The 20953-nt window shown below is 66.9% G+C and carries 17 protein-coding genes and 1 pseudogene; 9 read left to right on the forward strand and 9 right to left on the reverse strand.

Annotated elements, in window-relative coordinates:
* Nucleotides 1-131 precede the first annotated feature (131 nt).
* Nucleotides 132-1433, forward strand: coding sequence for an MFS transporter (locus C7H84_RS32515; RefSeq protein ID WP_121862650.1), 1302 nt, complete (start codon nucleotides 132-134; stop codon nucleotides 1431-1433).
* 238 nt (nucleotides 1434-1671) lie between these two features.
* Here the strand turns inward: C7H84_RS32515 and C7H84_RS32525 are convergent, their stop codons facing one another.
* Complete coding sequence (locus C7H84_RS32525; protein WP_121862651.1) at nucleotides 1672-2619, reverse strand: LysR family transcriptional regulator; 948 nt, start codon at nucleotides 2617-2619, stop codon at nucleotides 1672-1674.
* A 155-nt stretch (nucleotides 2620-2774) separates the two neighbouring features.
* On the opposite strand from C7H84_RS32525, the gene C7H84_RS32530 reads away from it, so the two are divergent.
* The 8 genes and pseudogenes from C7H84_RS32530 to C7H84_RS37325 all read left to right on the forward strand — a co-directional run.
* Nucleotides 2775-3821 (forward strand): 4-hydroxythreonine-4-phosphate dehydrogenase PdxA, encoded by a 1047-nt coding sequence (locus C7H84_RS32530; protein ID WP_121862652.1) that lies wholly within the window; start codon nucleotides 2775-2777, stop codon nucleotides 3819-3821.
* Nucleotides 3822-3870: 49 nt separating this feature from the next.
* Nucleotides 3871-5043, forward strand: a complete 1173-nt coding sequence (locus C7H84_RS32535) for an L-rhamnonate dehydratase (RefSeq protein ID WP_121862653.1) — start codon at nucleotides 3871-3873, stop codon at nucleotides 5041-5043.
* A gap of 8 nt (nucleotides 5044-5051) precedes the next feature.
* The gene (locus C7H84_RS32540; RefSeq protein ID WP_121862654.1) at nucleotides 5052-5969 is read left to right on the forward strand and encodes a dihydrodipicolinate synthase family protein; all 918 of its coding nucleotides are present in this window, start codon (nucleotides 5052-5054) and stop codon (nucleotides 5967-5969) included.
* 99 nt (nucleotides 5970-6068) lie between these two features.
* A complete protein-coding gene (locus C7H84_RS32545; protein ID WP_121862655.1) occupies nucleotides 6069-7361 on the forward strand; it encodes an MFS transporter in 1293 nt (430 codons plus the stop codon).
* Between the two features lie 51 nt (nucleotides 7362-7412).
* On the forward strand, nucleotides 7413-8360 hold the full coding sequence (locus C7H84_RS32550) for a YncE family protein (RefSeq protein ID WP_121862656.1): 948 nt from the start codon (nucleotides 7413-7415) through the stop codon (nucleotides 8358-8360).
* The gene (locus C7H84_RS32555; RefSeq protein WP_121862657.1) at nucleotides 8338-9297 is read left to right on the forward strand and encodes an amidohydrolase family protein; all 960 of its coding nucleotides are present in this window, start codon (nucleotides 8338-8340) and stop codon (nucleotides 9295-9297) included. The genes C7H84_RS32550 and C7H84_RS32555 overlap by 23 nt, the downstream gene beginning before the upstream one ends.
* Before the next feature lie 72 nt (nucleotides 9298-9369).
* Entirely contained in the window at nucleotides 9370-10392 is a 1023-nt protein-coding gene (locus C7H84_RS32560) for a MerR family transcriptional regulator (protein ID WP_121862658.1), read from the forward strand.
* A gap of 21 nt (nucleotides 10393-10413) precedes the next feature.
* Nucleotides 10414-10530 (forward strand): annotated as a pseudogene (locus tag C7H84_RS37325) (GNAT family N-acetyltransferase); the annotation flags it as partial.
* A gap of 111 nt (nucleotides 10531-10641) precedes the next feature.
* On the opposite strand, the gene C7H84_RS32570 reads toward C7H84_RS37325, so the two are convergent.
* From C7H84_RS32570 to C7H84_RS32600, 8 genes are all read right to left on the reverse strand, one after another.
* Nucleotides 10642-13527 carry a bifunctional YncE family protein/alkaline phosphatase family protein gene (locus tag C7H84_RS32570; protein WP_121862659.1) on the reverse strand — a complete coding sequence of 962 codons (2886 nt, stop codon included), beginning with the start codon at nucleotides 13525-13527 and terminating at the stop codon, nucleotides 10642-10644.
* 267 nt (nucleotides 13528-13794) lie between these two features.
* Nucleotides 13795-15729, reverse strand: coding sequence for an SMP-30/gluconolactonase/LRE family protein (locus C7H84_RS32575; RefSeq protein WP_121862660.1), 1935 nt, complete (start codon nucleotides 15727-15729; stop codon nucleotides 13795-13797).
* 226 nt (nucleotides 15730-15955) lie between these two features.
* Nucleotides 15956-16153, reverse strand: coding sequence for a hypothetical protein (locus C7H84_RS36685; RefSeq protein WP_162999434.1), 198 nt, complete (start codon nucleotides 16151-16153; stop codon nucleotides 15956-15958).
* Nucleotides 16154-16172: 19 nt separating this feature from the next.
* Nucleotides 16173-17480 (reverse strand): dicarboxylate/amino acid:cation symporter, encoded by a 1308-nt coding sequence (locus C7H84_RS32580; protein ID WP_121862661.1) that lies wholly within the window; start codon nucleotides 17478-17480, stop codon nucleotides 16173-16175.
* Nucleotides 17481-17765: 285 nt separating this feature from the next.
* Nucleotides 17766-18971 carry an MFS transporter gene (locus tag C7H84_RS32585; protein WP_121862662.1) on the reverse strand — a complete coding sequence of 402 codons (1206 nt, stop codon included), beginning with the start codon at nucleotides 18969-18971 and terminating at the stop codon, nucleotides 17766-17768.
* 7 nt (nucleotides 18972-18978) lie between these two features.
* The gene (locus tag C7H84_RS32590; protein ID WP_121862663.1) at nucleotides 18979-19164 is read right to left on the reverse strand and encodes a DUF1289 domain-containing protein; all 186 of its coding nucleotides are present in this window, start codon (nucleotides 19162-19164) and stop codon (nucleotides 18979-18981) included.
* A 2-nt stretch (nucleotides 19165-19166) separates the two neighbouring features.
* On the reverse strand, nucleotides 19167-20468 hold the full coding sequence (dmeF, locus tag C7H84_RS32595) for a CDF family Co(II)/Ni(II) efflux transporter DmeF (RefSeq protein WP_121862664.1): 1302 nt from the start codon (nucleotides 20466-20468) through the stop codon (nucleotides 19167-19169).
* An 11-nt stretch (nucleotides 20469-20479) separates the two neighbouring features.
* Nucleotides 20480-20752 (reverse strand): metal/formaldehyde-sensitive transcriptional repressor, encoded by a 273-nt coding sequence (locus C7H84_RS32600; protein ID WP_121862665.1) that lies wholly within the window; start codon nucleotides 20750-20752, stop codon nucleotides 20480-20482.
* Between the last annotated feature and the right edge of the window lie 201 nt (nucleotides 20753-20953).

A 20953-nucleotide genomic window follows, 5' to 3' on the forward strand; every position in this document is an offset into this window, starting at 1 on the left:
AAACCGAACACCTGCGGTTATCAAATGATCCAAAAGATTCAATAGACGATGCCTCCTCCGGCGCGCGATGCTGGCCCGGCCAGTGAACGCGGCGTCACTGCAACGCCGCGCACGAACATGGAGTGAGACAGATGCCCACCGATCATCGTCAACGGCGCCACACGCTGTGGCTGCTGTGCGCGCTTTCGTTCATCCTCTACGTCGACCGCGTGAACCTCGCGACCGCGGCCGGCGCGATCAAGGCCGAACTCGGGCTATCGAACACCGAGCTCGGCATCGCCTTCTCCGCGTTCGCGTATTCGTACGCGATCTGCCAGATCTTCGGCGGCTGGATCGCCGACCGCTTCGGCGCCCGCATCACGCTGATCGGCTGCGGGTTGATCTGGGTCGCTTCCACGTTCATGACGGGCTTCGTGCACAGCCTCGCGCTGCTGTTCGCCGCGCGCCTGCTGCTCGGGATCGGCGAAGGCGCGACGCTGCCCGCGCAGGCCCGCGCGATCACGCATTGGTTCTCGCGCGAACGGCGCGGCGTCGTGCAGGGCTTCACGCATTCATTCTCGCGGCTCGGCAACGCGGTCACGCCGCCGATCGTCGCCGCACTGATGACGTGGCTGTCGTGGCGCGCGGCGTTCTTCGTGATCGGTGCGGTCACGCTGGTGTGGCTCGTGTGGTGGATCGTGGGCTTCCGCGAGCATCCGCTCGGCGACGGCGGCGACAACGACCGTGCACGCGGCACTGCCACCGCTACTGCCGCTGCCTCCCGACCGGCAACGGCCTCCGGCCCGACGCCATGGGGCGCGCTGTTCCGGCGGATGGCCCCGACGATCTTCGTGTACTTCTGCTACGGCTGGACCGCGTGGCTGTTCTTCACATGGCTGCCGACGTTCTTCCTGAACGGCAAGGGCCTCGACCTGAAGTCGACCGCGCTGTTCGCATCCGGCGTGTTCTTCGCGGGCGTGGTGGGCGACACGCTCGGCGGCTGGCTGTGCGACCGCATCTACCGCAAGACCGGCAACCTCGCGCTGTCGCGCCAGAGCGTGATCGTCGCGAGCTTCACCGGTGCGCTCGTCTGCATGCTGCCGCTCGCGTTCGTGCAATCGACGGCCGGCATCGCGCTGTGCCTCTCCGGCGCGTTCCTGTGCCTCGAACTGACGATCGGGCCGATCTGGGCCGTGCCGAGCGACATCGCGCCGACGCATGCGGGCATCGCGAGCGGGATGATGAACGCAGGCTCGGCGATCGCGGGGATCCTGTCGCCGATCCTGTTCGGCTATCTCGTCGACCACACCGGCAGCTGGACGGTGCCGTTCGTCGGGTCGGTCGCGATGCTGCTGATCGGCATCGTCGCCGCGCTGCGGATTCGGCCCGATCGTGCGCTGTCGGAGTCGATGCCGTCGCTCGCCGAAGCGCCGGCTGCTCCGTCGGCGCGCTGAAGCGGTTCGCGTCGGGTTCGCCTGCCTCGGCCGCGTCACCGGCGTCGCCATCACGCTTCACCGCGTTCCGTGATGGTGGCGGCTTGGCGTGCTTGGCTGGTTCGGCTGGTTCGGCTTGATCGGCTGATTCGGCTTGATCGGCTGATTCGGCTTGATCGGCTTGATCGGCTTGATCGGCTTGTTCGGCCGGCGCGGTTGGCGCGGCTGGCTCGGCCGCCTCGGCTGGCAAACCGCGCCATTACGCATCGCCGCCATCCCCCGCCCCGTCCCCGTGGAACAGCGCGAGAAAGTGCTGCGCCGGAATGCTCAACGGCCGATCGCGCCGCACGAGGCTCCCGTACGACGGCAGCTTCTGGTCGAGCGTGTAATCGAGGATCGCCACCAGCCCGTGCTCCGCATTGCGCTGCGCCACCGTCAGCGGGATCACGCCGAGCATCTGCGATCGGTCGACGAGGTTCATCGTCGTCAGGATCGAGCCCGTTTCGACCAACCCGCGCGGCATCGGCTGGTGACGCGCGCGGAACTCGCGCTCGACCACCTCGCGCGCCGGGCTACCGGCCGGCTGCAGGATCCATGTGTAGTCGAGCAGCGCGTCGAATTCGACCGGCCCGGCGCCCGCGAGCGGATGGTCGCGGCCCGCAATGATCGCGAGCGCCTCGTCGTCCACCACGCGGAAGTCGCAATCGGTGCCGGCGTTGCGGCCGATCACGACCTCGAGCACGCCTTCGCGCAACTGCGGCATCAGCCGGTCGCTGGTATCGACCGCGATGTCGATCGCGAGCAGCGGATAGCGCGCCTTCAGCTGCACCAGCGCCTCGGTGAGCCGCCCGGGCGCCGCCGCCATGATGCTGCCGATCGCGAGCCGCCCCGCGCTGCCGAGCTGCAGCTCGGCCAGCTCGCGATTGAGCGCCTCCACGCTGCCGCGAATGCCACGGAAATAGCCGAGCACGCGCTCGCCGGCCGGGTTCACCACGAGCCCGCGCCCGACGCGATCGAACAGCCGCTGGCCGAGCGCGCTTTCGAGTTCGGCCAGCATCTTCGTCGCGGCCGGCTGCGTGAGGCCAAGCTGCCCGGCCGCCCCGCGCAGCGTCGAGCATTCATCCACCGCGAGCAGTAGCGCGATCTGCCGCATTCGCAGCCGGTTCAGCAATTGGGGGGTCGAGTCTCGTCGATCGATCGAGCCCATTCCGATTACTCCAGGTTATCGATTCATCAAGAAGTTTCAATTTACCGACTCATTCCGTCTACCTAGCATGAACCCCATACAGCAACGGCTTCGCGCCGCCACAGGAGACACCGCATGAACACCCAACTGACCGCCGTCCGTCACGGAGACGCAGCATGACCGCCGCCGCCTCCCTGCCCGTCGTCGCGCTGACGCTCGGCGACCCCGCCGGCATCGGCGCCGAACTGATCGCGAAACTGCTTGCGCGGCCCGACGCCACCTCTCGCGCGAACCTCGTGCTGATCGGCGACCGCTGGCTGTGGGAAGCCGGCCAGCGGGTGGCCGGCGTGACGGTCGACGTCGAGCCCGTCGCGTCGCTCGCCGCCGTGCGCGACCGGCCGTCCACCGCGCGCGCCGCGTTCGTCGCCGTCGACACGATCGATCCCGCGCAGGTCACCGTCGGCCAGCCCGGCGCGGCCGGCGGCCGCTCGACGCTCACGGTGCTCGACCAGTGCCTCGACGCGTCGCTCGCCGGCGACATCGACGCGATCTGCTTCGCGCCGCTGAACAAGTACGCGATGAAGCTCGGCGGTCTTCAGCACGACGACGAGCTGCACCACTTCGCGGCCGCGCTCGGCGTGACCGGCTACTTCTGCGAGTTCAACACGCTCGGCGAACTGTGGACCGCGCGGATCTCGTCGCATATTCCGCTGAAGGATGCGGCGGCCCAGCTGAGCGTCGAGCGGATCGAACAGGCATCCGAACTGATCTACCGGTCGCTGCTCGCGAACGGCGTCGCGGCGCCGAAAGTCGCGATCGCCGCGTTCAACCCGCACGGCGGCGACGGCGGCAGCTGCGGCCGCGAGGAAGTCGACATCATCGAGCCGGCCGTGCGCAAGCTGCAGGCGCGCGACTGGCCGACCGACGCGCCGTTCCACGGCCCGTTCCCCGCCGACACGATCTTCCTGAAGGCACAGGCCGGCGACTACCAGGCGATCGTCACGATGTACCACGACCAGGGGCAGATCGCGATCAAGCTGCTCGGCTTCTCGCGCGGCGTGACCGTGCAGGGCGGCCTGCCCGTGCCGATCACGACGCCCGCGCACGGCACCGCGTACGACATCGCGGGCCGCGGCAGCGCCGACGTCGGCGCGACCTGGCAGGCACTGCAGATCGCCTGCCGGATGGGCGCCGCGCGCCGCACCCGCACCGTTTCGGCGTGACGCTCGCACGCCTTCCAAACACGACAACATCGATTCTGGAGACACCATCATGAAGATCCGCTCCGTGCGCGCCCGCGTATTCCAGTGGAAAGGCAAGACCGTCCCGCCGCAAGGCAATTTCTGCTCGAACGCGATGGACCTGCTGTACGCGCCGCAGGAAAGCATGAGCACGTTCCGCTTCCATTCGTGGACGGTCGTCGAGGTCGAGACCGACGACGGCATCGTCGGCCTCGGCAACGTCGCGCTCGCGCCGCACGTCGCGAAAGTCATCATCGACCAGTACCTCGCGCCGCTCGTGATCGGCCAGGACCCGTGGGACTACGAATACCTGAACCAGCGGATGTATCGCGCCACCCACGCCTGGGGCCGCAAGGGCATCGGCATGGCGGCGATCTCGGCGGTGGACATCGCGATCTGGGACATCCTCGGCAAGAGCGTCGGCAAGCCCGTGTTCAAGCTGCTCGGCGGCCGCACCAAGGAAAAGATTCCCTGCTACTACTCGAAGCTCTATCGCACCGACCTGAAGGCGATGCAGCAGGAGGCGGAGCAATACCTGAAGGAGGGTTTCCGCGCGTTCAAGATGCGCTTCGGCTATGGGCCCGCGCACGGGCAGCAGGGCGTGATGGAGAACCTGAAATCGGTCGCGGCGATCCGCGAGGTGATCGGCTACGACAACGACCTGATGCTCGAGTGCTACATGGGCTGGAACCTCGAGTACGCGAAGCGCATCCTGCCGAAGCTCGAGAAATACCAGCCGCGCTGGCTCGAGGAGCCGGTGATCGCCGACGACATCGACGGCTATGCGGAGCTGAACCAGCTCACGAGTATCCCGATCTCCGGCGGCGAGCACGAGTTCTCGCTGTATGGCTTCAAGCAGCTGCTCGACCGCAAGGCCGTGTCGGTCGTGCAGTACGACACCAACCGCGTCGGCGGGATCACGATGGCTCACAAGATCAACGCGCTGTGCGAGGCGTACAGCGTGCCGGTGATTCCGCACGCGGGCCAGATGCATAACTATCACCTGACGATGAGCACGCTCGCGTCGCCGATGAGCGAATACTTCCCGATGTTCGACGTGGAAGTCGGCAACGAGCTGTTCTATTACATCTTCGACGGCGAGCCGGTGGCCGAGAACGGCTTCCTGCAGCTGCGCGACGACGTGCCGGGCCTCGGTCTCACACTGAAGACCGAATTCCTCGACCAGTTCGACATCGTCGAGTGAGGCCAACCATGAACGCACGCTACCAGGGCGTCTTTCCGGTCGCGCCGACGATCTTCGATGCGCACGGCGCGCTCGACCTCGACGGCCAGCGCCGCTGCCTCGACTTCATGATCGATGCCGGTTCGCAGGGCATCTGCATCCACGCGAACTACTCGGAGCAGTTCTCGCTCGGCGACGACGAACGCGATCTCATCACGCGCACCACGCTCGAACACGTCGCCGGCCGCGTACCGGTGATCGTCACGACGTCGCATTTCAGTGCGCGGATCTGTGCGGAACGCAACCGCCACGCACAAGCACTCGGCGCCGCGATGGTGATGGTGATGCCGCCGTATCACGGCGCGACGTTCCGCGTGCCCGAAGAGCAGGTGCGCGCCTTCTTCCGCGAAGTCGCCGACGGCCTCGACATTCCGCTGATGATCCAGGACGCGCCCGCGAGCGGCGTCGCGCTGCCGGCTCCGTTGCTCGCGACGCTCGCGCGCGAGATCGACGCCGTGTCGTACTTCAAGATCGAGACGCCCGGCGCCGCATCGAAGCTGCGCGAGCTGATCGCGCTCGGCGGCGACGCGATCGAAGGGCCGTGGGACGGCGAGGAAGGCATCACGCTGCTCGCCGACCTCGATGCCGGCGCGACCGGCGCGATGACGGGCGGCGGCTATCCGGACGGCATCCGCCGGATCACCGACGCGTATTTCGCCGGCCGTCGCGACGAAGCGTGCGAGCAGTACGCGCGCTGGCTGCCGCTGATCAACTACGAGAATCGCCAGTCGGGCTTCCTGACCGCGAAGGCGCTGATGAAGGAAGGCGGCGTGATCGCGTGCGACCGGCCGCGCGCGCCGTGGCCCGAACTGCACCCGCAGGTGCGTGCGGGCCTGCTCGACGCGGCGCGGCGGCTCGATCCGCTCGTGCTGCGCTGGGGACGCTAGAACATCGTTTTGCATCCGCAACGCGCGTGCGTTGCGCATCGGCGTGACGGCGGTCCGACAGAAGGCCGCCGCCGCCCGTCACATGGACTCGGAGACACCATGAACCTGCTGAACCCCGCCAACCCGGCATACGAAGCCGGCGAAGCCATTCCGCGCCGCCGCTGGCTGCGCGTGATTCCGCCGCTGCTGCTCGCGTGCATCATTTCGTACATGGACCGCGTGAACATCGCGTTCGCGATGCCGGGCGGAATGAACGCCGAGCTCGGCATGGACGCGACGATGGCCGGCCTCGCCGGCGGCATCTTCTTCTTCGGCTACCTGTTCCTGCAGATTCCGGGCGGCCGGCGCGCGGCGCTCGGCAGCGGCAAGAAGTTCATCGCATGGTCGCTCGTGAGCTGGGCCGTGCTGTCGGTGCTGACCGGACTCGTCACCCATACGTGGCAACTCCTGACGCTGCGCTTCATGCTCGGCGTGGCCGAGGGCGGGATGCTGCCCGTCGTGCTGACGATGGTCAGCCACTGGTTCCCCGACCGCGAACGCGGCCGCGCGAACGCGATGGTCATCATGTTCGTGCCGCTCGCCGGCATGATCACCGCGCCGCTGTCCGGCTTCATCCTCGCCGCGTACGACTGGCGTCACCTGTTCTTCAGCGCCGGCGCGCTGTCGCTGCTGTGCCTCGTCGCGTGGCTGATGTTCGCCGACGACGGCCCCGAAACCGCCCGCTGGGTGTCGCCGCGCGAGAAGGCGTACATCCTTGATGCGCTGCGCGACGAACAGGCGCGCAAGCAGGCCGCCGGCACGCCGGCCGCCGCTTCATTCGGCGCGATGCTGCGCAATCCGACCATCTGGCTGCTGATCGCGATCAACTTCTGCTATCAGGTTGGTATCTACGGCTATACGATGTGGTTGCCGACGCTGCTGAAGAACCTCACGCACGGCGGGATGGGCAAGGTCGGCCTGCTCGCGATGCTGCCATATGTCGCGATGATGATCGGGATGTTCGGCACGTCGTATTTGTCGGATCGAACCGGCAAGCGCCGCCTGTTCGTGCTGCTGCCGCTCGTCGGGTTCGCCGCGTGCCTCGCGCTGTCGGTGCTCACGCATGCGTCGATGATGGTGTCGTTCGCGTTCCTGATCGGTTGCGGCTTCTTCCTGCAGGCGGCGGCCGGCGTGTTCTGGGCGATTCCGCCGAAGCTGTGCAGCGTCGAGACGGCCGGCAGCGCGCGCGGCCTGATCAACGCGCTCGGCAACCTCGGCGGCTTCTGCGGCCCGTATGCGGTCGGCGTGCTGACCCAGCACGTGAGCGCGGCGGCCGGCGTGTACAGCCTCGCCATCACGCTCGCGGTGGCCGGCCTGCTTGCGCTGACGCTGCCCAAGCGCTGCGAAGACTGATTTACCGCGCGCCGACACCCGGGCACGCGAACGAAACAACGGAGACACCCCATGAACGACATCCTGTTGCTGGTGCAGAAATGCGCCCACACCTTCAGCTTCTACGACCTCGAGACGAAAGCCGCACTCAAGCACATCGTGCTGCCGAGCTTTCCGCACGAGTTCACCGTCGACGTGAACGAGCGCTTCGCGTACGTCGGCATCTTCGGGATCGAGACCGCGTGGTCGCGCGGCCATGAAGGCGATCACCGGATCGCCGAGATCGATCTCGTCGAGCGGACGCACACGCGAATGCTCGACCTGTGGCCGTACTACCGGCCGCACGGGATGGCGGCCGATCGCGACGGCCGGCTGTATGCGATGAGCGAGGCGCACGACATGCTGCTCGTGTTCGACGACCCGACGCGCCAGGCCGTGCCGAACATGGCCGTGCCGTCCGGCGGCGTGAAGACCCATCTCGTGACGCTCACGCGCGATGCGAGCCGCGCATACGGCGTGCACCTGCTGTCGAACACGGTCACGCAGTTTCATCCGCGCGATGCGACCGTCGCGCCGCGCGCGGTGATGCCCGGCCCGCGCCCCGAAGGCAATGCGCTGTCGAGCGACGAGCGCACGCTGTTCGTCGCGAATCGCGGCGACGATACGCTCGTCGAGATCGACACCGACACGATGACCTGCGGCCGCCGCGTGAAGACGCGCAGCGATCCGAACCGCATCTACCGCACCACCGCGCCGGACGGCCGCGATCTGCTGCTGCTGACCAATTCCGGCGAACGGTCGATCTCGGTGTTCGATGCGCGGCAGCTCGAGGAGATCGAACGCGTCGCGCTGCCCGCGAACCCGACCGCGCTGTCGTTCCATCCGTCGCGGCGCGTCGCGTACGTGTCGTTCCAGGACGACTACGTGCGCGAACTCGATCTCGATGCGTGGCGATTCGTCAGCGCATTGCCGACGCTGCGCGAACCGGATGCGTCGTATGTGCTCGCAGGCGCGCGCTGAGCGGCACGACGGCGCAACGCCGGTCGACGGGATGCCGGCGGCGCTCGTCGATGCGCATCATCACTTGTGGCAGCTCGGTGCGGGTGCACACTATCCGTGGCTGCAGGACCGGTACGATCCCGCGCACTTCATGTTCGGCGACTACGCGGCGCTGTGCCGCGATTTCGGCGTGGACAATCTGCGGCATGCGGCGCAGGGTGCGCCGATCGTCGCGAGCGTGCACGTCGAGGCCGAACGCGCGCGCGACGAAGCGCTCGCGGAAACGCGCTGGCTGCATGAGGTCGCAGCCGTGCACGGGCTGCCATCGGCGATCGTCGCGTGGGTCGACCTGCTGGCTGACGATGCGGACGAGCGGCTCGCGGAACAGGCCGCATGGCCGCGCGTGCGCGGCGTGCGGTTCAAGCCGCGCACTGCGGCGGCGCCGGATGCGGTTATCGAAGGCGTGCGCGGCACGCTGCGCGATCCGCGCTGGCCGGCCGCGCTGGAGCGCCTGGCCGCGCGTGGGCTCAGCTGGGATCTGCGCGTGCCGTTCTGGCATCTCGGCGATGCGGCCGGGATGCTCGCCGAGGCGCCTGGCGTCGACGTCGTGCTCGAACACGCGGGGTTGCCTTGGGATCGCTCGGAAGCGGGGCTTGCGCGCTGGCGCGGCGGGATGGAAGCGCTGGCCGCATTGCCGCGCGTGAGCGTGAAGATCTCGGAACTCGGCTTGCGCGACGCGGTGTGGAACGACTCGGACAACGCGCGCATCATCCGCGACACGATCGCGATATTCGGCTGGGATCGCTGCCTGTTCGCGAGCAATTTTCCGGTGGCCGGGCTGCGGGTGTCGTATCCGGCGCTGCTGCGGACGTTTGCCGGTGCGATGGCGGACCTCGATGAAGTCGCCCGCCGCGCGATCTGGCATGACAACGCAATGCGTGTGTATCGGATTGCGTGAACGGGCTTGACCCGGCCCTTGGGGTCGCCTTTATGCTGGGCGTCACGAATCGACAGCAGACAGGGGTGACGAATGAGCACGTCCACGCACGGCTTGACTGCCTCCGCCGCGGCGGAGCAACTCGGCGTATCGGTCAAGACGTTGCGGCTCTACGAGCAGCACGGTCTCGTCGCGCCGGAGCGAACGCCGGCGGGTTACCGCATCTACGCCGCTGACGACCTCGCCCGCGCCGCCGACATCGTTGCGCTCCGGGCGCTCGGCCTGAGCCTGGCACGAGTCGCCCGCGTGCTCGACGGCGACGCACGCAGTCTCGATGAGGTGCTGGCCGCGCACGAAGCTGCGCTCGACCGAGGGATTCAGGATCACGTCGCCAAACTCGACCGGGTGCGCGCGATCCGCGCTGGCCTTGCGCGCGGCCGGATGCCGGCGGACGGCGAACTGCTGCGGCTCCTCGACGATGATGGCGCGGGTGTCGCGTTCAATCTGCCGTGGCCGTGGGGTGGCGAGTGGTTCGAGTTCCGCGACATCCGCCCGCTGAACTACATCATCGGCTCGCTCGGCAGTGGCAAGACGCGGCTCGCGATGCGGCTGGCCGAGGCGCTGCCCGGCGCGGTGTTCGTGGGACTTGATCGACTGAAGAATGGTGCTTCTGCGGCATTGGACACACTGGCTGCCGACCCGGCGTTGAATGTGCGTGTCGAACTCGCGTTGGCGTCGCTCACCGACGCAGGCGCGACCCGATCGCCCGCACTGATCGCGCTGCTTGCCTCTCTCGAAACGCATGGCCCGAGCACACTGGTGGTCGACCTGATCGAACAGGATCTCGACGAGGCCACGCAACAGGCGTTGATCGCGTGGCTGCGAGAACGCGCCGAGGCAGGCGCACGGCCGCTGTTCCTGATGACGCGTTCGACGGCGATCCTCGATCTGTCGGCGGTCGGGCCCGATGAAGCGATCATCCTGTGTCCGGCGAATCACAGCCCGCCTTCCCGTGTCGCACCTTATCGCGGTGCACCCGGCTACGAGGCCGTGGAAACGTGTCTCGCGCCGCCCGCGGTTCGCGAGCGGATCGCCTGTCGGCGGGAAAGCGCATAGGCCGGCGGTGGGCGCGCGCACGTGCCGGTCTCGCTCGGCGTACTGCGTGGCAACCCGGCGCGGCGGCTCTACGAGCGGCTCGGGTTCCGGCTCGTGGCGGAAACGGAAAGCAGTGCGACGCTGATATGGCGCGCGTGACGTTGCGCGGCCCCGCCGGCGGTCGGTGACACCAGCCATTGTCACAGGGGCTGCAAACCACATGAGCCCTCCCGCCGGGAGGGCCCGCTTGCAGACCGTCCGGCCCGACAATCAATCGTCGTCGCGGCTCGCGACCTTCTGCGTCACGCCCCTGAGCTTCGGGTACGGCTGCGTGCCCATCATGCCCTTCCACAACACGCGGTTGAACTGATCGGCCGGCACCTCGTCGGCATCGTCGAAGTCGAACTTCGCCGTCACCTTCGCCCAGTACGCCGCGTCATGCTTCGGCGTGACGTCCGGCCCGGCCGCGTAGTGCAGCAGGTTCTCGCCCGCCCCTTCGGCCAGCCGCAGCCCGGTGCCCTTCAGCGCCGTCGACGCGACGGCCGTGTAGGTCCACGACGCCGGGCCGTGCACGTCGAACACGTCGGTCATCGGCCGCTGGTACGCGGTATTCAGGTTCATGTGCTGCGTGCCGAGCACGTCCTCGATGGTGCGCAGCGCATTGACCTGGCTGTAGCGCGTCCGGATCACCGCGCCCTGCTTCACGTACGGCCCGACGATGTAAGCGGGCCCGCGATGCGAATCCACGTGATCGGGGCCGTCCTGCACGTCGTCCTCGGTCACGACGATCAGCGTGTCGTTCGCATACGGGCTCTTCGCGACGGCTTCGACCAGCCGGCCGACCGCCAGATCGTTGTCCGCCTGCTGCGTCTCCGGGGTGTTCACGCCGGCGAACGCCGTGCCGAACGCGCCCATGTGATCGTGCGACAGGCGCACCAGCGACAGCGTCGGCAGGTTGCCGCTCGCGACGTACTGGTCGAACTCGCGTTTCCACTCGTTGAGGCGCCACTGGTCCGGGTAGTTCTGGTCGAAACCGCGGAAGTACACGTCGGTCATCGACGCGAGCCGCGGGTCGAGCGCGGCGACCTGAACGACGCCGGCCGCGCGCGGATCGACGACCGGATTCGCGGCCGTGCCGATGCTGCCGATGTTGTTCACGAGGAAACCGTAGTTGCGGACCGTGCCGCCGCCGGCCAGCACCGCGTCGAAGATGTAGCCGCGCTGGCGGCCGAACGGCGCATCGGACGACGCGTGGTTGCCGGTGCCGGGCAGCAGGTTCGCCGCGCCGCCCGGCAGGCTGGCGGCCGCGTTGCTGTAGTTGGTCGTCCCGGCCGGGCCGGCCGCCGCATCGCGCTGCTGCACCGTTTCCCAGTTGACCGGCACGCTGCGGTTCGTGCCCTCGCTCTCGTACGACAGGCCGCGATTGACCGCCGCGTAGTTGATCTGCTGGGTGATCGTCTCCGTGTTGGTGACGCGCCCCTGCAGCGCCCACGACCAGCCGTCCATGCTGCCGTCGCCCGGGTTCATGAAGTTGTCGAGCGTCACGAACTGGCTCGCCAGGCGGTGGAAGTTCGGCGTGATGTTTCGTCCGAACTGGGCGATCCGCGGATCGCCGTTCGCGCCGTTGCCGATGTCGCCGAGCACCTGGTCGAACGTGCGGTTTTCCTTGACGACGTAGATCACGTGCTTGATGTGACGGCGCAGGAAGCCCATCACCTCGTTATCCCTGTCGCTGTCTTCCGGGCGATAGAAGTTGTTGCGCGCGGCCTGCTGCGTCAGCGCCGGCAGCTCGTTGGCCGCCGGCACCGGCGCGCTCACGAGTGACGCGCGCTCGAGCTGGAACTGGTATTCGTTCGATGCGCGCGAGGCAGCGCCCTGTGGCGGAGTCGCGCCGAACAGGTGATCCGGGTTTGGGCCGGTCGTGCTCTTGCCGTTCACCACGTACATCCACGTGCCGTCGGCACTGAACGTCACGTCGTGCGGCTCGAAGGCGGTCGGAATCAAGCCGGTGACGCGATACGCGCGCTCGCCCACGAGCGGGATGACGGCGATTTCGTTCGCGCCGGCATTGGTCGCATACAGCGTGCGGCCATCGCGCGACAGCGTGACCGCGTACGTCGCCGCGCCCGTGTGCGCCTGGCCACGCGCCAGCACGCCGGCCGGCGCGCGTGCATCGATCCGCGTCACGACCGCGTTGATATTCGTGTCGATCACCGCGACCTGGTCGGCGTTGTCCTGCGCGACGAACAGCCTCGATTGCGATGCGTCGAGCGTCATGCCGAGCGCGTTGCCGTCCAGCTTGATGCGCTTGACCAGACGGCCGCGAGACGGCGACGAAACATCGATCGCGACGATTTCGCGATCGCGATCCGACGACACGTACGCGATGCCGTTGCCCTTCATCGCGACCGCGAACGGGAACGTGCCGCCGGCGTCGCCGCTGCGGCCTTCGTTGCCGGCGAAGAACGGACGCAGGTCGTGCTCGTAGCGCACGTTGTTGGTCGCGGTATCGATCACGCTGATCGAATCGTTGTAGTTGTTCGCGACGACGAGCGTCTTGCCGTCCGCCGACAACGCGAGCCCGGCCGCGTTCGGCTGCACGCGGATGCCGACACCCTTGCCGGCGTGGCCGAGCGCGATCGTGGTCGACAGCGCCCACGCGCCGCCTTGCTGCGCGTAGACGTAGACCGCATCGTCGCTGCCGCCCGTCGCATAGAGCTTGCCGCCGTCATGCGAGAACGCCAGGCCGACGAACGCGTTGGTCTGCTGGAGTACCTGCCGGAGCACCGGGCGGGTCTTGTTCGCGCCCGCCACGTCGTACAGGAAGATGAATTGCGTCGAGGCCGCCGTGTCGACCGAACCGTCCGGCTTGTACAGCGAGTTCTGGCCGGCGGTGATGATCGCCAGCGTCTTGCCGTCCGGGCTCAATTGCGAGCGCACGGCTTCCCCCGCGACGAAATGCGGATAGGCCGGCAGCCCGGGATTCAGGAACTGCTGGACTGCGCCGCGCACCGCGAGCGGCGTGACGAACTGGCCGCTCGGCACGCGGGCGGCATCGGCGGTGCCGAAACTGTCCGCGTGCGCCTGCGATGCAAGCAGCACAGCCGACATGATGGCGCCCAGCCGGAGCGCGCGCTTGACCTTGGCATTTTTCATAGGAATCCTCTGTACTAGTGGGGGCGAGTATCGTCTGACGTGTCCGGTATGGTCGTGGCGTGGTCTGCCCGTATCGCGCGGCGGCGAGGGCGCGCCAATCGATCGAAATGCTGCGTCGACTATCGCCGACGTGCCGGCATTACATCGCCGCCCAATGTCAAGCGCGTGACCGGCTCCATTGCGGAATGGCTAATTACACATCGTTACAGCGAAGGCGTTTCGATGACAGCCATCGTGCTGTCATCGTGGCGATCGACGCGTCCGCCGTCACGGCGTCCACCGATAAACGGTGATGCTGTTCCCCTTCACGTTGTTCTTCGTCACCACGTATTCGCCGTTCGTGCGGCGGTAAGCGCGCACGCTGTACATCGCATCGATCGCACTGCTGGTATCCACCGTCGCGGGGCTCGCGTTCACGAGCGTCGTGTCGAGATTGCCGGTGTCGAGGTTGAACGCGTCGATGTTCGGCCACAGCGGCCCGCTGCTGCTGAACCAGTAGCCGACGAACAGATGATTGCCGGCCGCGTCGATCGATTTCGCGCCGCTGTGCGGCAGCGTGATCACCGGATTCGGCTTCGTCGTGTTGCCCGCGAGCCAGCCGTGATACACCTCGACGCGCGTGCCGATCGACGTCCAGTCGGTACTGCCCACCACACCCTGCGCGAGCACCATCGTGTCGCTGTCGGCGAGATAGACGATCCGCGTGAGCGGCTGGATGCTCGCCGGGATCGGCGTCGGCACGCCCGGCCCCCACGACGGCTTGCCGCTCGCATCGAAACCGGTCAGCGGATAGTGATGAATGGCGCCGGTCTTGTCGAGGCCGGCCCACACGCCGCCGTGGCTGTCGACGCTGAAGCCGGCCGACACGCGCCGCGTCGTGTTGAACGCGGGCCCCGGGATCGATCCATCCGGAATCGCGACGTAGCCATTGGCCGCGTTGAAGTGGAAGAAGTAGTAGACCGGCGGATTCTGCCCGACCGCGACGAGAATCCGGTTCGCGCCAACGGACGTCAGCAGCCCGAAGTGCTCGTCGCGCTGCGTGTCGCTCATGTTGATGCGCGGGTCCGACGGATACGTGAACGGGTCGACGGTGTTCGCGACGAACGTGCCGCCCGCGGTGCCGCCGTACACGTGCGTCGCGCTGTAGAACAGCGCGCCGTCGGTCACCGGATCCGGTGCGGCGATGCCTTCGAAGTTGAGCGACTGCAGCGTCCATCGCAGGCTGCCGGTGCTGCTGTACGCATGAATGTCGGTCGCGCCGTTGCGGCCGAGATCCCAGCTGCCGCCCCACGGGTTGTTCAGCACGTACAGGTTGCCGCCCGTGTCCTTGCCGATCGCGGCAATGCGCGTGAAGCGCTGCGCGCCGACCTGCCCCTTGGTGCCCGTCGTCGTGTCGAGATAGCCGCCGCGCACGCCGAACGTGCCGGCGAGCGCGGGCCGGCCCGACACCGTATAGCGCTTGATGTTCATGTCGGGGCCTTCGTCGCCCACCAGCAACTGCCCCGCCGCCGCATCGAAATAGAGCGCCGACGGCTGCGACCCGGCAGCCAGCCGGATCGTGTTCAACAGCGCACCGGTCGGGCTGAATTCGACGATCGAACCCGCGCTCTTCTGCGCGACCCATACGTTGCCCGCCGCATCGACCGCCAACGCGCCCGGCGCGGACACACCGATGTCGCGCTGCCACACGCCATCCGTCGTGAACACCCGCACGCGATTGCCGTAGAAGTCGCTCGCATAGAGCAGCGAGCCGGCCGTCGCGAGCCCGGTGACGACGTCGATGCGCGGCTGATTCGTCGCCGCGGTGACCTGAATGAGCTTGTCGCGGTAGTGGGTCGCGCGGTTGTAGCGCCCGACCGCGCCGCTGCCGTAGCCGCTGCCCGGCTGCAGCGCGACGAACAGCGACGTCGCGTTGCCCGTGATCGCGCTGCCCTGGAATTCGGAATGCGTGCCGATCGAGCCGGCGCTCTTGCCGTTCTGGTAGATCGCGACGCCGCCCTCATCCTCGTCCCACATCGACGCGGTGTAGATCACGCCTTCGGGCGCGACCCACATCGAACGCGCGACGTTGCCGACGTGCGCGGCGAGCGTGCCGTAGGTGTTCGCGATCCAGTCGGTCGTATTACCCGCATATCCGGCCGGCGCGACCGCGGCAATCGCGGCAGCGAGCAGCACGGCCTGAAGCGGTTTTCTGGCGACCATGGCTGAGGCTCTCCTGAATGGTTTTTTCATTCACATGAGGGGCGGCCGGAAGGTTTGAAAATCGGCAATGTGTAAATTCGTCCCCTGAATCACCCGGTGCAGTCGGAATTACATCGGGCGCGCTTTCGATAATCGGCACGGCCGAGCATAACTTCATATAAATGGAAAAAAATTGCGGGCCGCTCGCATGGACCGCGCGTGCGATTGCGCGTGAGTGAATGACCACTTACGCGAACACGTTCGATATCGGGGGAATGCGGTTTTCGCCGGCGGGAATATCGCCGCGGGTTCGAATGCGGCGTATTGAAATGGCGGAGGGGTTTTCGGCGAAGCGGGAAAATCGCCGGATGCGGATAACAGCGGGACCGTTGACCGGTCTCGCGCCGGCCTGAATCGCTGTCGAATCCAGGCCGGCGAACTTCAATTGATTTGCAGCGGAGACATCACGCGGACGTCGTACTCTCCCGCACTTCCACCTGCTTGATCTCGTCGCCGCCATCCGAATCCGCATCGTCGCGCGTGTCGCCGAGCTGGCCTTCCCACTTCGCGACCACCGCCGCCGCGATCGAGTTGCCGACCGCGTTGGTCGCCGAGCGACCCATGTCGAGGAACATGTCGACGCCCATGATCAGCAGCAGTCCGGCTTCCGGCAGATGGAACTGATTGAGCGTGGCCGCGATCACGACCAGCGACGCGCGCGGCACGCCGGCCATCCCCTTCGACGTGACCATCAGCATCAGCAGCATCGTGATCTGTGTGCCGAGCGGCAGGTCGATCCCGTACACCTGCGAGATGAACAGCACCGCGAACGTGCAGTACATCATCGAGCCGTCGAGGTTGAACGAATACCCGATCGGCAGCACGAAGCTCGAGATCTTGCGATTCACGCCGAAACGGTCGAGCGCGTCGAGCAGCTTCGGATACGCGGCTTCGGAGCTCGCCGTCGCGAACGACAGCAGGAACGGCTCGCGAATCAGGCGAATCAGCGTGAACGCGCGCTTGCCGAGGAACGCGACGCCCGCGAGCGTCAGCACGCCCCACAACAGCGCCAGCGCCAGATAGAAGCTCGCCATGAACTTCGCGAACGTGAGCAGGATGCCGAGGCCTTCGGTCGTGATCGTCGACGCCAGCGCGGCAAACACCGCGACCGGTGCGAACCCCATCACCGCGCCCGTCACCTTGAGCATGACCTGCGCGAGATCGTCGATCACGGCGGTCAGGCGCTTGCCGGCATCACCAAGCGCGGACAGCGCGGTGCCGAAGAAGATCGAGAACACGACGATCTGCAGGATCTCGTTGTTCGCCATCGCCTCGGCGATCGATTTCGGCACCAGGTGGACGACGAAGTCCTTCAGCGTGAACGCGCCCGTCTTCAGGCCCAGTGCGGCATCGGCGGCCGGCAGCGGCAGGCTCAGATGGCTGCCCGGTTGCAGGATCGTCGCGGTGATGAGGCCGAGCACCAGCGACGTTGCCGACGCGATGAAGAACCAGCCGAACGCCTTCACGCCGATGCGGCCCACCGCGCCGCTGTCGCCCATCTGCGCGATGCCGACCGTCAGCGTCGCGAACACCAGCGGTGCGATGATCATCTTGATCAGGCGCAGGAACACGTCGGACAGCAGCGACACGTAGCCGGCGACTTCCTTGGCCATTTTCGGGTCGGGAAACGCGCTATGACAGGCGTAGCCCACGGCAATGCCAAGCACCATCGCGATGACGATGTACTTGGTGATGTTGTGCTTCTTCTTCATTAGCAATCCAGATTACAGAACGGTGTTTCCAACGGCAGATCAATTGCCGACATTCAAAATGGGGACGGAAATCCGCGAGCGCGGTGCGCACTTGTCAGGTGCCGGAGCCCGGCCGTGGGTATGGCCACGGCGAACAGGCGGGGCATTCTATCGCAAACGCCTGGCCATCTTTCAAATCTGAAAGCGGTCGGTGGGGGCGCGCGGTAAGGTGGCGGGGGAACCGTCGCGCCCCGCCGTCAGCCCACCCGCGCGCGATGTCCGCGACATCGGCCGCGACCCGGCCCGTCACACCTGCGACGCACCGGGTCGCGGCATGAACCGGCACAGGCACAGCGGTACCACGACCAGCGCGGCCCCGGTCACGAACGTGGTCGACGCGCCGTAGTGCACCCACAGCGCGCCGGCGATGCTGCTCGCGAGCAGCATGCAGACCCCGCTCACCAGATTGAATACGCCGAATGCGGTGCCGCGCAGCGCGGCCGGCGAGGTCTCCGACACCATCGCGGCGAGGATGCCCTGCGTAAAGCCCATGTGCAGCCCCCACACGGCCACGCCCACGAACATCGACAGCGTCGACGTGCCGATGCCGAGCAGCAGGTCGGCCGCGATCAGCAGCACCATGCCGGCCGCGAGCAGCACGCGGCGATCGAGCCGGTCCGACAGGATGCCGACCGGCCACGCGGACAGCGAATACGCGACGCTCATCGCGACCATCACGGCCGGGATCCACGCGGCATCGAGCCCGGTCTGCTGCGCGCGCAGCACCAGGAACGCCTCGCTGAAGCGCGCGAGCGTAAAGGTCGCGCCGGCCGCGACGACGTACCAGTAGCTGCGCGGAAACTCACGCAGCGCGCGCCAGTGCAGCGGCGAGCGAAAGCCGCGGCGCGGTGTTGCGTGATCGGGCTCCCGCACGCCGAAGACGATCAACGCGATCGCGATGAACGCCGGCACCACGGCGAACCACAGCACCGTCCGGATGCGGTCGCCGAACCACAGCATCAGCCCGATCGCGAGCAGCGGGCCGAGAAACGCGCCGACGGTATCCATCGACTGGCGCAGGCCGAAGCACGCACCGCGGATTTCAGGCGGCGCGACGTCGGCCACCAGCGCGTCGCGCGGCGCGCCGCGAATGCCCTTGCCGACGCGATCGAGCAGGCGAGCCGTCACGACGATGGCCGGCGTGGACGCCAGCGGAAACAACGGCTTCGTCAACGCCGCGAGCCCGTAGCCGAGCAGCAGCAACCCCTTGCGGCGCCCGAGCCAGTCGCTGATCGCGCCGGAGAACACCTTGACGATCATCGCAGTGGCCTCGGCCGCCCCTTCGAGCACGCCCAGCGCGACGACGCTCATCCCCATCGTCGTCACCAGATAGATCGGCAACAGCGCATGGATCAGCTCGGACGACAGATCCATGAACAGGCTCACGAGGCCCAACGCCCATACGGTCCGTGGAATCGCGGGCTTTCCGGCAATCGGCGATGGCGTACTCATGACTGGGTCAGTCCGTCGTGTCGCGCGCCAGCTTCGCGTGCCGCCGCGCGCGGTCGTTCACGATCTGATGACGCTTGTGATCCGTCATCTTCTTCCAGCCGCGCGCTTCTTCGCGTGTGCGCAGGCACGCTACGCAGTAGCCGGTCTTTCCGTCGAATGCGCACACTTCGGTGCACGGCGATTTCACTGCCATGCTTATTGTCCCCGCGTCACGGGCACGACTTCGACCGTCACGTGCGACAGATTCCTGAACCGCCGCAGCACGCCGTGATAGAAGCGCGCATCGCGCGTGGGATCGTTCGTCACCACCGACACGACCGCGCTCATGTGTCCCGGCCCGAGCCGCCACACATGCAGGTCGCCGACGCGGTCGCCATTGCCTTCGATCGCGCCGCGCACGTTCTCCGTCAGACGACGATCCGAATTCATGTCGAGCAGGATACCCCCCGTGTCGCGCATCAGGCCGTACGACCAGTTCGCGATCACCAGCGCGCCGATGATGCCGGCCAGCGGATCCATCCACACCCAGCCGAACGCACGCGCGAGCAGCAGCCCGACGATCGTCAGCACGGAGACGGCCGCATCGGCGATCACGTGGATGTACGCGGAGCGGATGTTGTGATCGCGCGCCGCCGCCGCGGACGCGCCGTGGTCGTGCTCGTGTTCCTCGAACGCCAGTTCGTGCTCGCGGCCGTCCACACGGACGATCGCGTTGAATGCATGCGGTTCGGGAATGGCTTCGGTCGATTCGAGGTAGCCGCCGCGATCCTGCATCGCAAACGTCTGCCGCGTGCCGTCCGGACGGATCGTCGTCACCGATACGGCGCTCGCGTCGACGGGCTCAGTTTCGTTCGTCGCAGGCGTTACGCGAAAAACCGGCGGCACGCCATCCTCGAACACCGACACGAAGAACGCGCCCCGCTGATCGAAGATCCGGTGCGCTTCCTCTTCATGGTCGTGATCGTGGTGATCGTGATGCGCATGCCCGTGATGATGGCCGTGGCTGTGACCATGCCCGTGGCTGTGACCATGATGATCGCCGCTCAGCAGCCAGACGCTCGCGACGTTGACGAGCAGCCCGGCAACCGCGATCGGAATCGCCTCGCCGAAATGGATCGGCACCGGCGCGAGCAAGCGCGCAATCGCCTCGTAGCCGATCAGCAACGCGATCATCGCGAGCACGATCGCGCTCGTGAACCCCGCCAGATCGCCGAGCTTGCCCGTGCCGAACACGAAGCGCGGGTCGTTCGCATACTTGCGCGCATAGGTGTACGCCATCGCGGCGATCAGCATCGCGCCGGCATGGGTCGACATGTGAAGGCCGTCGGCGATCAGCGCGAGAGAGCCGAAAATCGACCCGCCGACGATCTCGACCACCATCATCGCCGCGCACAGCGCGATGACCATCCAGGTCCGGCGTTCGTTCTGCTCGTGCGCGGCGCCGAGAAAGATGTGGTCGTGCCCTGCGCCGAAGGCGTCGTTCGTGAATCCGTTCATTGCGCGCCCGATTACTTGAAGTAGCTGTGAACGACTTCGATCAGCTGCTCGGTCGCACTGCCTTCGTCTTCGTGAGGTTCGGCATCGACCAGATGGCTGCGGATGTGATCTTCCAGCACGACCGCGAGCAGGCCGTTCATCGCGCCGCGGCCGCTCGCGATGAGACGGAGAATTTCATTGCAACCGCGCTCGTCTTCCAGCGCGCGTTCGATCGCTTCGACCTGTCCCTTGATGCGGCGGACACGGTTCAGCAGCTTCTGCTTTTCCTTGATGGTGTGGCTCATGGTGGTCCCTTCATATAGCGGGGGGGACTATACACCGAATTCCGTTTCCATATAGGGGGAGGGGTATATACACGCCAACGAAACGCGAGCAATGGCACCGGCAGTTCGAATCTTCGCGACGCTCCCTGCCCAGGACACTGAAGTGACGGTTGGCAACCGCATGGCTCCTGGAATAAGTGTCCCGATGCGTACGTTTACAGT

It is taken from the genome of Burkholderia sp. Nafp2/4-1b (assembly GCF_003635165.1).
Classification (GTDB): Bacteria; Pseudomonadota; Gammaproteobacteria; order Burkholderiales; family Burkholderiaceae; genus Burkholderia.

Excerpts from the sequence above, each read along its gene's own strand:
- C7H84_RS32515 (WP_121862650.1), top strand. The coding sequence starts at position 132 with ATGCCCACCGATCATCGTCAACGGCGCCACACGCTGTGGCTGCTGTGC.
- C7H84_RS32525 (WP_121862651.1), bottom strand. The coding sequence starts at position 2,619 with ATGGGCTCGATCGATCGACGAGACTCGACCCCCCAATTGCTGAACCGG.
- C7H84_RS32530 (WP_121862652.1), top strand. The coding sequence starts at position 2,775 with ATGACCGCCGCCGCCTCCCTGCCCGTCGTCGCGCTGACGCTCGGCGAC.
- C7H84_RS32535 (WP_121862653.1), top strand. The coding sequence starts at position 3,871 with ATGAAGATCCGCTCCGTGCGCGCCCGCGTATTCCAGTGGAAAGGCAAG.
- C7H84_RS32540 (WP_121862654.1), top strand. The coding sequence starts at position 5,052 with ATGAACGCACGCTACCAGGGCGTCTTTCCGGTCGCGCCGACGATCTTC.
- C7H84_RS32545 (WP_121862655.1), top strand. The coding sequence starts at position 6,069 with ATGAACCTGCTGAACCCCGCCAACCCGGCATACGAAGCCGGCGAAGCC.
- C7H84_RS32550 (WP_121862656.1), top strand. The coding sequence starts at position 7,413 with ATGAACGACATCCTGTTGCTGGTGCAGAAATGCGCCCACACCTTCAGC.
- C7H84_RS32555 (WP_121862657.1), top strand. The coding sequence starts at position 8,338 with ATGTGCTCGCAGGCGCGCGCTGAGCGGCACGACGGCGCAACGCCGGTC.
- C7H84_RS32560 (WP_121862658.1), top strand. The coding sequence starts at position 9,370 with ATGAGCACGTCCACGCACGGCTTGACTGCCTCCGCCGCGGCGGAGCAA.
- C7H84_RS32570 (WP_121862659.1), bottom strand. The coding sequence starts at position 13,527 with ATGAAAAATGCCAAGGTCAAGCGCGCGCTCCGGCTGGGCGCCATCATG.
- C7H84_RS32575 (WP_121862660.1), bottom strand. The coding sequence starts at position 15,729 with ATGGTCGCCAGAAAACCGCTTCAGGCCGTGCTGCTCGCTGCCGCGATT.
- C7H84_RS32580 (WP_121862661.1), bottom strand. The coding sequence starts at position 17,480 with ATGAAGAAGAAGCACAACATCACCAAGTACATCGTCATCGCGATGGTG.
- C7H84_RS32585 (WP_121862662.1), bottom strand. The coding sequence starts at position 18,971 with ATGAGTACGCCATCGCCGATTGCCGGAAAGCCCGCGATTCCACGGACC.
- C7H84_RS32590 (WP_121862663.1), bottom strand. The coding sequence starts at position 19,164 with ATGGCAGTGAAATCGCCGTGCACCGAAGTGTGCGCATTCGACGGAAAG.
- dmeF (WP_121862664.1), bottom strand. The coding sequence starts at position 20,468 with ATGAACGGATTCACGAACGACGCCTTCGGCGCAGGGCACGACCACATC.
- C7H84_RS32600 (WP_121862665.1), bottom strand. The coding sequence starts at position 20,752 with ATGAGCCACACCATCAAGGAAAAGCAGAAGCTGCTGAACCGTGTCCGC.